We start from the raw sequence: 13,196 nt of genomic DNA on the forward strand, positions 1-13,196 counted from the left end.
TCCTGATATCAACATGAGAAAAATAACTAACAAGAGGTTTTTCACAATCCTCTGCTTGATAATGTTTGTGGGCGTTTTTACAGCCTGCAAGGAAAACGATGTTGCAGCCACGGATGAAGTTCAGCTTTTAAGTTTTGGTCCGTCTGGTGTAAAACCCGGTGAGCAGATCAGTTTTATTGGTACTAATCTTGATAAAGTAACGGCCATCGAACTTAAAAATGCCACCGTGCCAAGTTCTGCATTTGTGAAGCAGTCCTCAGAACTGATCGTTTTGGTTGTACCCACGGAGACATCTGAAGGAACGGTTACTTTGAAAACTCCGGCTGGCGATATTGTGTCTAAAACAATTTTAAGTTTTGAGGTTGCTGTAAAAATTGAATCAGTACCGGAATCAGCGCGTCCTGGTGAAAATATTACCATCAAAGGTCAATATCTAAACTGGATCAAAGAAGTGCGTTTTGCAAAAGACACGGCCGTAATCCAGTTCGTCAGCCAAACTTTGAACGAATTGGTCGTAACGGTGCCTTTTGGAGCGCAGACCGGGCCATTGATTTTTTCAGCAGGCGGTACCGAACCGTTGACCATTGAAACGGAAAAGGATCTGGTAATTGCCTTGCCAACGGTGAAATCGATTGCGCCAAATCCGGCTGAAAGAGAAAAGGAGCTGACCATTACCGGTACAAATCTGGACCTGGTACAAGGGGTTTTACTAAAAGGTCTGACAGCACCGGTTACTGAATTTGTGTCAAAAACCGCGACGCAGCTGGTTTTGAAAATCCCTAAAACAGCCAACAAAGGAATAGTTACACTCGTAGCTTATTCCGGCATCACTATAGAATCCGCTGATGCTTTAAAATTCGTGGGCGACCTGCCTGATCTTGCGCCTTTGAAATACGCTATTTATGAGGATGCCATCATGAACGGCTGGTCCAACTGGGGCTGGGGAAGTACGGCGGATTTTGCCAGTACCGACAACGTCCGTGATGGTAACGATGCTGCTAAATTGACTTTCACAGGCGCATGGGGCGCTTTAAAATTTGCAGGTGCAAGTGTTGCGACGGCAAGTTATTCCGAGATCACTTTTTCCGTATTTGGTCTTCCTGGAACAGAAGGGAAAAAACTGAACGTGGTGGCCAACACAGGAAGTCCTTTTGTGATCATCCTGAAAGAAGGCGTCTGGACGGAATATAAACTTAGTAAGTCCGATCTTGGAAATCCTGCCACGATTACAGAATTAATGTTCCAGGAAACCGGCTGGTCAGGTTCGGTTTACCTGGATCATATTGGTCTGAGATAATAACCGTTTACCTTCCTATTATTGAACAAAGGGTATCATTGATACCTTTTGTTCACACTATTCCTACGCCCTTACCAAATTTTAATTGCTGGCTTAAACTGAATCTATTATGCTGGTTACAAAGCAATATTCTTCCCATATCGTTCTGATGATATGGATTACGCTCGTTACTTTTTCCTGTAAAAATACAGACGTGATTTCTGGTGATCCGGAAACAACAGAGCAGGAGATTAAGCCTGCGAAAGATCCGGAAACTGCAAAAACCATGGGATTGTTTTTGGATACCTGGCTGCCAAAAACTTTTCAAACCCCGGCTTTTACGGAATCTGACGTACCAGTATCAGGAACTGTGACCGTCACGGTTGATGCTTCGGAAGTCATTACCAAAATTCCGCTGACAAGTTTTGGACACAATGCCAATACCTGGATGACGCCCATGGTAACAGAGCCGGTTTTTATGAACCATATTACCAATCTGAAACCCAATATTATCCGTTTTCCGGCTGGCAGTGGCAGCGATGTTTATTTTTGGAATGCAAGACCCGGCGGCTTACCGGCCGATGCGCCAACCATGCTTACCGATAAGGATAACATAAAAAAAGAACCTGGTTATGGTTTTGGAAAAACAAATGATAACTGGCGCGCGTCGCTGGATAATTATTATGATATGTTAAGCCAAAGTAACAGCAAAGGCGTGTTGACCATGAACTATGGTTATGCGCGTTATGGGACAAGTGCTGATCCGGTAGCAACGGCCGCACATCTTGCCGCCGATTGGGTACGTTATGACAAAGGACGGACGCAATACTGGGAAATCGGCAATGAAAATTATGGCGACTGGGAGTGGGGATACCGGATTGACGTTTCGAAAAATAAAGACGGACAGCCGGAATTTCTGACTGGAAAACTGTACGCGCTGCACTTCAAAGTTTTTGCCGATTCCATGCGAAAAGCGGCTGTGGAAGTAGGTGCAAAAATCAGTATTGGTGCCGTTATGTATGAATCCTTACCGGAATCCTGGCAGACCAATACCGTCAAAACATGGAATGAAGGTATGCTTCCGGAAGCAGGTGACAAGCCCGATTTTTATATTGTCCATAATTATTTCACCCCCTATGACGAGAATTCCACAGCTGCTGTGGTATTAGGTGCCGCGCTTTCCCAACCTGCAAAAATGATGAATTATGTGAGCCAGACCATTGCTGCAAATGGAGCTGCCGCAAAACCGATTGCGATGACGGAGTGGAATATGTGGGCAAAAAGTTCAAAACAGCAGGTTTCGAATGTCAGTGGAGTTTTTGCTGCGCTTGTTATTGGAGAATCAATTGTTAATAAATACGGTCTGGCAGCTCGCTGGGACTTATTGAATTTTTGGGCAGAAGGCGATGATCACGGACTTTTTAGTGACGGCAATGAGCCCAATGTTGCCAAATGGACACCAAGACCTTCATTTTATTATCTATATTTTCTTCAAAAAAATATGGGAGACAGGTTGGTGAAATCCACCGTTCAGGCCGGCAATACTGCTATCAAATCCTACGCCTCTACATTTTCTTCCGGGGAGGCAAATGTTGCGCTTGTTAATATTTCGCCATCTCCTCAAACGGTAGAGGTGAAATTTGAAAATCTGAAAAAAGGCGACCGTTTTTACTGGTACAACCTGGAAGGCAGTATTGACAATGGCGAGTTTTCGAGAAAAGTTATTATCAATGGCTCTGCACCGGGCGGGATTGCAGGTGGTCCGGCAGATTACGCAAGCTTAAAAGCAAAATCAGCTTTGACAAAAAATGGTATAAGAGTAACGGTTCCGGCAAGAGGTATGGTGAGTGTTGTGGTAGGGAAGTAAGCTAAATGTCATTCACTATTTTTATTTTTTAAAAGTTCACGCAGAGATCGCTAAGTGCAGGGCAGAGGACGCTGAGATTGATTTTAATTTTGTAAAACTTTGCGAGCTTTGCCTTCCTTACCTTCTTCACGTGAAAGTGATTTAAATAAGATTTTTATTATTATCTTGTAAATGCGAATTCAGTTGAGGTTACAAACAATCTTATTAGTTATAGTTCCATGGACAAAAAAACGATAATTAAGGAACAAACGGAACCGCAATATCCTCTTTCAAAAGGTCTGGCCATTATGGCTGGCTCCGTCCTGGCTATTGTGACTGCACTTATTTTTCCCTTGGGAGAATTTTTGTTGTACGGATTTATTTATCTGGCCGGAAAAGATGAAAAAAAGAGGGACAAGATTCAGATTTGATAATAAAAAATGCCATCCCAAATGATTTGAGACGGCATTTTTTTAAGATAAGCTTTTTTCAGATCTTATCCGATTACTTTTCTCAGGTTTTTATAACATAGATCAACCGTATCAAAAGTAGGAGCGAGGTCATACTCTACGAAAAAATATTGCAAACCGGCAATTTTTGCCGACTCAAAAATTCTCTGGAATTCCACAACGCCTGTACCAACTTCGGTAATAGTCTGCAAATCTTTTTTGATATCCTTCACATGCCATAATGGGAAACGGCCGGGATGTTCCTTGAATAACGCTACCGGATCTTTCCCCGCTTTTGTTGCCCAGGCAAGGTCCAGTTCCATTTTTACAAGGTCCTTATCAGTTTGGGAAAGTACAAGTTCATAAGCCGTTTTCCCACCTTCCACAGGATCGAATTCCGTTGCGTGGTTGTGATAGGCAAATCCAATTCCAGCTTTTTTACTTGCTTCTCCCGTTTTTTGAAATACCTCAATAGAATTTTTTACCTCTTCCATGGTGCCTACCGGCGTACTCGCACATACGAGAAATTTCAATTCTGCTTCTGCGGCATCGTCAACCAATTGCTGATAGTTGTCGCGAAGATTCATCATGGTTGGGATTGTTATTGGTTTTCCATCAGCACCCAAAGGCATTTTTCCACCTTTTGGCATTTTGAAAGGAGCACCCAATGCATGGTGTGCGCGCCATTTCATACCCATATCTTCAACCAGTTTTTTAAACTCTTTTGGCTTATATCCGTAATAGCCACCGCGTGTGCTGAAGGCAGATTCAATTTCTTTATATCCGATCGAAGCAATTTTTTCAAGTGTCGCTTTCGGGTCATTATTCATTTTTTCAAAAACGGTAAACAGCTGGATACCCACTGGCTTTTCTGCCGCAAATAAATCAGACAATCCTGAGGCATTTGATACAAAAGGTACTGCCAGGCTCCCTGCGGTAAGTGCGGCTGCTTTTTTTAGAAAATCTCTTCTGTTATTCATAAAAATTAAATTAGAATGTTAATGTCCGGTTAATCAGTTATTGCTGAAAAGTGATTTTTGAAAAGGATAACAAAGGTTCTATGGCTTTTGCAGCATCATTTTTAAAGACAATATAGATATCATGTTTGCCTTCCGTATCCTTAATTTTGATTTTAACGGGTGGTCTGGCAAAAGGATTTCGTTGTTTCACCACTTCACCCGGTTTGGCGTTCTTTTTCTCACTTTCCATTTCCGCCATCACTTTTGCAATATCCACTTCCGGTGCTATTTCAACTTTTTCTGTTCCGACAACAGGGCCGGTCGGAGAGTCAAGTCTGACTTCAATTGTTCCGCCCACACTGCCTTCTCTTTTTTGTGCCGAAGCATTTAATTCCAGTTTATCAATTCCAGACAAATCAATTTGTTTGAATCCAAGATAACTATCATTAAAAGCCACAACACTGAAACCTAACCCGGCAACACCCAATGCTTTAAGTTCAGCGCCTTTTACTACGGGCGCTTCCGCTGCATTCATCTCCGGACTACGCAATACGATCATTTCTTCAGAAGTCTGGGCAGGAATTGCCTTTGCTCCTGAAACCGCACGATCTGTAAAAGCCGCCCGGATTATAACAGAACCTTTCCCATCATCGCCTTTCGGGATTTCAGGCGTATATTCCCCTTTCACCGGAAGTGTGCTGAGCGTTTTATCAGTACTATTCAAAATATATTTGACGATGACTTCGGCATCTGCGACAGGTAGGGCAGGGTGCGCGGCCATTGCCACTTCTCCCCAAACTCCGGAACCACCTTCTTTAACCTTTTTAACAAGTCGTTCAAGTGCGCCGGATTGGCCTTTATATTTATTGGAAACATCAGCAAAGGAAGGTCCGACTGATTTTGTATTGGGCTGATGACAAACTTTACAATCACTTTTGCTCATTAGAATCTGCGCAACTGCAAATTGTGTCGAAGCATCCACGCTGCGCTGGCTTTGTGTAACTTCCGCATAATCAAATCCTTCCGCGGTATAATCAATACTGACTGCGACTTGTGATGGTTTGATTTTTCCATCATCCAGACTGCCATCTTCTTTATCGTTTACATTGACGGCATATTTGACCGGTTTATTGGCAAAGAAAAATGTTTTGTTTCCGGCAAGATTAATCGAAACCTGCGGTGGCTCATTTCCTGCAACTATTTTTATGGATTGCGAGTTACTTGCACCTTTGGAATCTGTCACCGTCAGACTTGCCGTATAAACGCCTGATTTGTCAAACGAAACAGTTGGATTTGCAGTCGCGAAAGTTCTTGGTGCCACGCCCGTACCTGTTATTTTCCAGCTGTATTTAAGCGCGTCGCCGTCAAAATCCTTTGTTCCTTCCGAAGACAGATTGGCTTTAAATGGTACCGTTCCCCCTTTTTTATCAGTAGAAACCTGAACGATCGGTTTTCTGTTTCCGCCATTGTATTCAATCCGGATCAGGCGCGAATTGTCGCTTTTTCTAAACCAGTTGCTTCCGTATTCAAGAATATACAAATCACCGTCCGGGCCAAATTTTATATCAATAGGCTGCACCGGATGGTAAGAAGGCAATACGCGTTCCATGGAATCATAATCTCCGTTTTCTTTCATACTGATGGCCATAATCCATCCCCGTGAGAAATCGGCCGCGATCCATTTGTTTTCATAATAAGCCGGCCATGGACGTTTTGGATTGACAAAATCAGATTTGTGATAAACCGGTCCGCCCGTAGCACTTCTTGATCCCGAACCTACCAGAGGGAATTTTTCAGAAACACCGTACGGATAATATATAAAGTTTGGTGCGGTTGGCGGCAGATCTTTAAGTCCGGTATTATTAGGCGAATTATTCACCATATGCATCGGATCTTTTTTCTCCAAAGGTTTATTGGCGGCATAATCATAAACCGGAAAAGCCTGATTATCGCCTACAAACCAGGGCCAGCCGAAATTGCCGGGTTTCCTTGACTGGTTCATTTCATCATATCCTCTTGGTCCGATCTCAGAATCTTCATTCGCATCCGGGCCGACTTCGCCCCAGTAAACATAATTTGTTTTACTATCCACCGATATTCTCCACGGATTTCTATGACCCATAGAATAAATTTCAGGTCGTGTTTTGGCAGTTCCTTTTGGATAAAGATTTCCTTCGGGAATGGTATAAGTTCCGTCCGCTTCGGGATGGATTCTCAGGATTTTTCCTCTCAGATCGTTTGTGTTTCCGGCATGTCCCTGGTCATCCCAGCTGCTTCTGCCTTCCCGTTCGTCGGTTTGGGCCGCTTTTTGATTTCCGGTATTGTTTCCAACAGTAAGAAAAAGATTGCCTGCTTTGTCCCAGGTCATTCCGCCGCCGGTATGGCAGCAGACTTCACGTTGGGTTTCCACTTCCAGAACCACTTTTTTAGAACTTTCTACCAACTGTTCATCCTTTATTTCCCAACGGGTCAAAATATGCTTTTTCTCAGTCGGGTGTGCGTAATACAAATAAATCCAGTGATTTTTTTCATAATTAGGATCCATTGTAAAACCCATCAAACCTTCTTCCGCTTCCTTTACCACCCCGTCTGCGCCAGTATATTTGGTATTGACGGGAATCGTGGCGATCAGATCCGTGGATTTTGTGGCGGCGTTATATTTTTTTAAAGCACCTTTTCTTTCAATAATGTAAGCGGACCCGTCTTTAAGCACTTCAAAAACCATGGGCTCGTCCAGATTATCCGCGATGACTACGGGTGTAAATCTGCTTTCATCAGGTTTTGGCGGACTATCCTGTGTAGTAAAAGAGGCGAGAAATGCCAGCGTTACAACTTTAAATGCCGTTTTAGAAAATTGTAATAGTCGTGGATAAGCTGCGGATGGATCAGTCATATAGTTAGGTTAATAAATACTTTGAAATATAATAATATTTTAAGAAAAATTTGTTAAAAGCGAAGAAGTGCCGAATATTTAATTCGACACGCTTCTTTCCATCCATCAAAATTAAAATTCGTATGCGAGTGAGAGCCAGAAACTCCTTGGCAGCACAGTCCTGCCTGCCATCATGGTACCTTTTTCAACTGTTGTGAAATCCCGGAACTGGTCGCCGCGTACATCGCCTTCGGTAAGAACTCTGGCATTTAACAAATTATCTACCCAGAATCTCGTGTTGATATTTTTTGTAAAACTGTAACCCGCTCCACCTTTCATCAATACATATGCCGGCAATTTATAGCTGTCACTCGGCGAGGTGAAGCGACTGCCGATGTAACTTCCTGCCAGATAAATATTGACTTTTTTATAATCGTATGTAGCAGACAATTCAGTATTCAGAACCGGTACACGTTCTGTTTTTTTTCCTTTAAAACTGTAAGTCGTGTCTCCCAGAAAGGCAGCAATAGCCGAGTTCGTATTTGTGCTCGCTGTGTAATCCGTGTATTTAGAATCTTGTACAGTGCCTGTCAGACGCAGATTGAGCGATTTGGTAATCTTACAGGAAGCTTCAAATTCAGCACTGAAAGCCCTGGTAGATCCAAAAGCCAGAAGCGTCTGGTTTCCTGAAAAAATCGTTGGCACGGTCAGGGAAAAGGAAATATTTTTAATGGCAGAATAACTTCCTGATGCAAAAAGAGAAAAATTGTTTTTTGCATACTTATATCCGATCTCAGCCAGATAAACCGGGCGTTCTTTAATTTTAGAAGGATCGTAAGCCGTTGCATTATAATCACCAATGTTGGGAGCATTGTAGGCTCTGGTTGCCCTTGCAAATAATGCAGCCTGATTATTGATCTTATAATTTAAACCTGCCGTCACTACCCAGTTTGTTGTAGTAATTGAATATTTGGTATAATCGGCGATAGTTAAAGTAGAAGCTTTTGTATAATCTGGTGTCCTATCTTCTTTGTATCCATAAAAAGGGCGTTTTCCTTCCACGTTCTGGTTGTCAATTCTTGCTCCCAAATCGAGTCTCCATTTAGGATTGAAGGTAATTTCATCAGAAGCATAAGCGGATACCGTCCTTGTATTTCCGATTACAGTTGCCAAAGTAAGCGGCGTAATTTGCGCTGCCGTTGGTGAAGTGATCAGTCTTCGCGGACGATTCTTGAATTCCTGAACGTAGGAGAAATTGTAATTTGGCCCGTCATTTCTGTTATACTGATGAATACCACCACCAAAAGTCAGACTATGATTATTCATATTTCTTTTGAAATCAATATAATCAATGATCTGTATGTCTTTTAATTGTTGAGTTACAACCGTGACATCCACAAGCCTGTCGCCGGCCTTTAAAGAAGCAGCAGTTCCGTCAAGATAATAATACTGCGTTGTCCCATCATAAGCCACATTGCTGGCGGGAATTCCTACCGTCACATGCATGTTCGTATGTTGATAACGGAAATTATTGTTAATCTCCCAACCCTGATCTGTCGTGTATTTAAAATGAAAACCGCCCGCGCCTTGTCTGGTATGAATTCCGTCGGACATATCATAATTTCCGGTTATGCCACCGGGATTTGTGTAACTGAATTTTGTATCAATAGTTGCCAATGACTGGTTTACCATATCAAAAGAACTACTTTTGGTAGGTTTTCCCGTGCCATCGTAAGGATAGTAACTTGTTAGTATCCATTGCACTTTATCATTAAGATATTTTCCATATACCCTCAGAAAACCTTTTTGATTTTTGAAATTATAGGTCAAATTACCTTTCAGCTGTCCACCCAGATTGGCTGTATATCCCGGAGAAAGAATTCCTTTATCCGTTCTGTAAAATCCGCCGATATTGTAACGGATATTGCTGTTCACTTTTCCACCAATATTACCGTCCATACGATACAATCCCTGGGACAATCCGGTAGTAGCTTTAAATTTTCCGTAAGTTTTTTCAGCACCGGTATAACTTAGATTATTTATAACGGCTCCCGGCGTATTTACCATTACAATTGAAGCATTTCCACCTCTTACTGCCTCAATATTCCGGATTGTCAAATCTGTTTTATAATACTGATCCACAGAAGGCAATGAGTTATAGCCAGTAGGTAAAACCGGCAAACCATCTTCCATAATCCCAAGAAATATATAACCGCCCTCCTGGGGAAAGCCACGAACCCAGACATTTCCAGGGCCATCTCCACCGGTACTTTCCACGGTCAGGCCCGGAATTGCTTTCAACAAATCAGTACTATTTAAAGGTGCTCTGGTTTGGATTTCTTTACTATTGATGGTCGTGATGGCAACGCTGCTTTCAATCTTTTTTTTTGGATTTCCGCCTGTAACCACAACTTCCTGTAATTGCAGGATATCATCATTCAGTTCAATGTCAACCTGTACATCACCATCTACAACCTGAATTTCCTTTTCTATGGCTGTGAATCCTATACTACTGAAATTCAGTGTATAATTTCCTTCGGGGATGTCAACAAACGAAAATGTTCCGTTCTCATCTGTTACAACGCCATTGCTTTTATGATTTAAAAGCACTGTAACACCTCCCAGGGTTTCGCCTTTGCTGTCATTGATTTTCCCTGAAACGGTATAACTTGTTCCTTTACTTGTGACAGATGGAAGAGATTGCGCTCCATCTTTTGACGTCCTGTTGATGATGATCAGATTTTCAGTGACCCTGTAATTAAGATCCAGCGGTTTCAGCGTTTCGTCTAAAACTTTATATAACGGCTGGTCCTTTACGTTTATGCTTATTTTACGATCGCCCCTGATAATTTTACTACTGAAAACAAATTTTCCGTTGATCTGTTTTTCAATATGTTGCAGTACATTTTCAACTTCTTTATTGCTCAGGTTTACGCTGATTTTCTTGCTTAATAGTGTCTGTGCACTCACTTCTATCCCGTTGGCATTAACCAAAGCCCATATTGCAATGACAACCTGATAAAGTGAGATTCGCATGACTTATAGAATAACTTGAAAATTACACTCTTCTTTCATACATTTGAAATGTTTTATTGAGGTTAGATTTGGTAAAACGATCCCCGGCATCCTTTTTGCGAAGGATGTAGTGTTGGTTCCGAAAGCAACCAGGGGAATTTAACAGGGTCGGAGATGTTGGTAGCATTTTCCGACTCTTTTTTTGTAATACTTGGTTTTCTACATAATTGTTGAAACAGGTTATCAGAATTCTATATTTAATTTTTGCAGCCTTTACTATAAATGACGATCTTCCCATCAAGCATTTCATAGCGCGCTTCTATCACTTCACAGATTATATCCAGTTTTTCAAGCAATGATTGTTTCGATAATGATGCAGTCACAGGGCAGCTTTGCAGCAGCTCTTTATCAAAGATGATATCTACCTGATAGGCATCTTCCAGTTTGGTCAAAACTTCCGAGGCTGGTGTATTTACAAAATCAAAAGTTCTGGCGGTTACTGTGGCAACGACCTCGGGCTCATCGATGATTGTTTTCACCATATTGGTAGTTGCGCTTTCAAAAATCATTTTTTGATTTGCAGTTAAAACCATGCCTTTGGATTGCAGCGTTTTCTGATCTTTAACATCCCTGAAATCAGCCTGCCGAAAAACAGACACCTTTCCTTCCTGTACCTCAACCGTTGTTTTAAGTGCGAGATTCTCTGCATTAATGGTAAAACTCGTTCCCAAAACTTTGGTAACCAGCTCATTGGCGTAAACCAGGAACGGTCTTTTAGGATCTTTCGAAACCTGGAAAAAAGCTTTCCCTGACAGATAAACTTCCCGTTTCTCCACCGGAAAATTTGCCGGAAAACTTATTTTAGCATTGGGCATAAGTGTTATTTCACTGCCGTCGGAAAGCAAAATTACTTTCGGAGCTTTTGTTTCATTTTTTTCTTCACGAAACGATTTTCCAATGGTCAGACTGCTGTAATTGGTTTCGGGAACCTGATTTTGTTTGTATAACCAGCCTAGTCCAAGCATCAAAACGATCGTTGCAGCAGCCCATAATATTGAATTCCGGCTGAAAATATTGGCCGATCGGGTGAATGATATATTTTCCGTTTGTTCGTCTCGTATATTTATTTTCGTCGCACGGACTTTATTGAGCAATTGCTGAATTTCAAAATCGATCTCGTTTTCATCAATATGCGTTTCGTAATTTTTGTAAACACTGCGAAGAAGCGTTTGCGCACGTTTTATTTCATCCGCTTGCACAGGATTTTCTAACAGATATTTTTCCCAGAAAGTAACATCATCATCACGTCTGTATCTGACCCACTCCTGAAAGCGGGCATCCAGTACGAAATCTTCAAGGCTGTATTCCTGGTATTGATTCATGTTATAGTTGTCTTCTATTTATACATAGGCAGAGACCAACATGAAATAATCAAAAAAAATCGCTTTTTTTTGAAAAAGTTTAAAATGAGGTTTTGAGATTCTTTTGAATTAAAGTCGATCCTTCAATTCCTGAATGGTGCGGTATAAAAGATTGGCAACGGCTTGCTTAGAAATGGACATGACCTGGGCAATGGATTCATTGTCCAGATTTTCAAAAAAACGGAGATAGATAATTTCCTGCTGGCGTTTGGTCAATAAATTAATTTGCTGATTTAGCATTTTCAACATTGCCTCACTGGTTTCAATATCAATAATTTGCTGCTCAATTGAATTTTCACCCAGATTTTCGGACTCGAAATCAAAGTCGTCATCCTCGGTCAGCCATGGCTGTTTTTGGCTTTCACGATGAATTTTCCTGCGGAGTGATTTAAGAAGATAAAATTTGACAAAACCAGTGTCGCCAATGGTTTCACGTTTAGCCCACAATTCCATGAAAAGATCCTGAATACAATCTTTTACAAATTCCCGGTCTTTGGAAAACTTGATACCATAACTAAAAAGGCTTCGATAATACTGTCTCGCAATTTCTCCAAACGCAACATCATCGCCAGCACGAAATGCATTCCATAGGTCAGAATCATCCTGATTTGAGTTTGTAGGGTTGGGCATTGAAGATTAAAGAGCGGTGCCGGATAACGTTAGGTAATGCAATCCTACGACTTTTTATATAAAATTACAATTAAATTTTATAACGAAGTAGTGTAGTTTTAATACAAGGTTCGTTGATTTTAGTTGCTTCGTGGCAAATAAATATCACTTCTTTTGAAATTTAAAAAATCAAATGAATCTCATTGCTTATCGTTATAAGGTTTTCATGTTTATATTTGTTCGCTTCAATTGATGAAGATAAATTACCGTTAAGGATTTGAAAGGTTCAAGGAAACAATGGATGGCCATGAGTATGCTCACCCTGATGCTTGTGAAAGCATGGGTGCTTCCGCTGTTATATCTTGATTTTGAAATTCGGAGAGATTATATCGTCGCTAACTTATGTGAGAATCGCGACAAACCTATTTTGTTGTGTAACGGTAAATGTTACCTTACTAAAAAAGTAAAGGACGCCAGGGAAAAGGAGGAACGACAAGCGGAAAATGATTATTTGTCGCACCTTTTGTTTCAGGTAATGGATGACAAAGCTCTGGTTTTTAGCCCTTTGCAAGTTTCATTTGAACTGCGTTCTTTTGTTCACTATCAATTTAATCCTTCGCTTACTGCCCGCAATCCGGCTTCAGATATTTTCCATCCGCCTCTTGTTTAACTGACTGTTAAGAGCAATAAATATTTAAGATGGGTTTATACCAATCCGTAATATTTCCGTATTCCTGAAATTCATTTTT

Annotated in this window: 9 protein-coding genes; 4 read left to right on the forward strand and 5 right to left on the reverse strand. The window is 41.3% G+C overall.

The genetic code is table 11. The features are described 5' to 3' along the window. The first annotated feature begins 13 nt into the window (after nucleotides 1-13). From LXL81_RS02410 to LXL81_RS02420, 3 genes are all read left to right on the forward strand, one after another. Nucleotides 14-1,297 (forward strand): IPT/TIG domain-containing protein, encoded by a 1,284-nt coding sequence (locus LXL81_RS02410; protein ID WP_234645108.1) that lies wholly within the window; start codon nucleotides 14-16, stop codon nucleotides 1,295-1,297. A 109-nt stretch (nucleotides 1,298-1,406) separates the two neighbouring features. Next, nucleotides 1,407-3,143, forward strand: coding sequence for a hypothetical protein (locus LXL81_RS02415; RefSeq protein ID WP_234645109.1), 1,737 nt, complete (start codon nucleotides 1,407-1,409; stop codon nucleotides 3,141-3,143). A gap of 218 nt (nucleotides 3,144-3,361) precedes the next feature. Further along, a complete protein-coding gene (locus tag LXL81_RS02420) occupies nucleotides 3,362-3,553 on the forward strand; it encodes a hypothetical protein (protein ID WP_234645110.1) in 192 nt (63 codons plus the stop codon). Between the two features lie 65 nt (nucleotides 3,554-3,618). Here the strand turns inward: LXL81_RS02420 and LXL81_RS02425 are convergent, their stop codons facing one another. The 5 genes from LXL81_RS02425 to LXL81_RS02445 form a co-directional block, all read right to left on the reverse strand. Beyond that, nucleotides 3,619-4,551: a sugar phosphate isomerase/epimerase gene (locus LXL81_RS02425; protein WP_234645111.1), complete on the reverse strand. Its 933-nt coding sequence runs from the start codon at nucleotides 4,549-4,551 to the stop codon at nucleotides 3,619-3,621. 37 nt (nucleotides 4,552-4,588) lie between these two features. After that, complete coding sequence (locus LXL81_RS02430; protein WP_234645112.1) at nucleotides 4,589-7,423, reverse strand: PQQ-dependent sugar dehydrogenase; 2,835 nt, start codon at nucleotides 7,421-7,423, stop codon at nucleotides 4,589-4,591. 111 nt (nucleotides 7,424-7,534) lie between these two features. Then, complete coding sequence (locus LXL81_RS02435) at nucleotides 7,535-10,438, reverse strand: TonB-dependent receptor (RefSeq protein ID WP_234645113.1); 2,904 nt, start codon at nucleotides 10,436-10,438, stop codon at nucleotides 7,535-7,537. Between the two features lie 236 nt (nucleotides 10,439-10,674). Continuing rightward, the gene (locus tag LXL81_RS02440; protein WP_234645114.1) at nucleotides 10,675-11,799 is read right to left on the reverse strand and encodes a FecR family protein; all 1,125 of its coding nucleotides are present in this window, start codon (nucleotides 11,797-11,799) and stop codon (nucleotides 10,675-10,677) included. Nucleotides 11,800-11,907: 108 nt separating this feature from the next. Continuing rightward, nucleotides 11,908-12,468 carry an RNA polymerase sigma factor gene (locus tag LXL81_RS02445; protein WP_234645115.1) on the reverse strand — a complete coding sequence of 187 codons (561 nt, stop codon included), beginning with the start codon at nucleotides 12,466-12,468 and terminating at the stop codon, nucleotides 11,908-11,910. Between the two features lie 256 nt (nucleotides 12,469-12,724). Between LXL81_RS02445 and LXL81_RS02450 the strand changes: the two genes are divergently transcribed. Beyond that, nucleotides 12,725-13,117, forward strand: coding sequence for a hypothetical protein (locus LXL81_RS02450; protein WP_234645116.1), 393 nt, complete (start codon nucleotides 12,725-12,727; stop codon nucleotides 13,115-13,117). Nucleotides 13,118-13,196: the final 79 nt, after the last annotated feature.

The sequence above is a fragment of the Dyadobacter sp. CY356 genome, assembly GCF_021440195.1.
Classification (GTDB): domain Bacteria; phylum Bacteroidota; class Bacteroidia; order Cytophagales; family Spirosomataceae; genus Dyadobacter.

Coding starts and splice junctions, on each gene's coding strand:
- LXL81_RS02410 (WP_234645108.1), top strand. CDS start 14: ATGAGAAAAATAACTAACAAGAGGTTTTTCACAATCCTCTGCTTGATA.
- LXL81_RS02415 (WP_234645109.1), top strand. CDS start 1,407: ATGCTGGTTACAAAGCAATATTCTTCCCATATCGTTCTGATGATATGG.
- LXL81_RS02420 (WP_234645110.1), top strand. CDS start 3,362: ATGGACAAAAAAACGATAATTAAGGAACAAACGGAACCGCAATATCCT.
- LXL81_RS02425 (WP_234645111.1), bottom strand. CDS start 4,551: ATGAATAACAGAAGAGATTTTCTAAAAAAAGCAGCCGCACTTACCGCA.
- LXL81_RS02430 (WP_234645112.1), bottom strand. CDS start 7,423: ATGACTGATCCATCCGCAGCTTATCCACGACTATTACAATTTTCTAAA.
- LXL81_RS02435 (WP_234645113.1), bottom strand. CDS start 10,438: ATGCGAATCTCACTTTATCAGGTTGTCATTGCAATATGGGCTTTGGTT.
- LXL81_RS02440 (WP_234645114.1), bottom strand. CDS start 11,799: ATGAATCAATACCAGGAATACAGCCTTGAAGATTTCGTACTGGATGCC.
- LXL81_RS02445 (WP_234645115.1), bottom strand. CDS start 12,468: ATGCCCAACCCTACAAACTCAAATCAGGATGATTCTGACCTATGGAAT.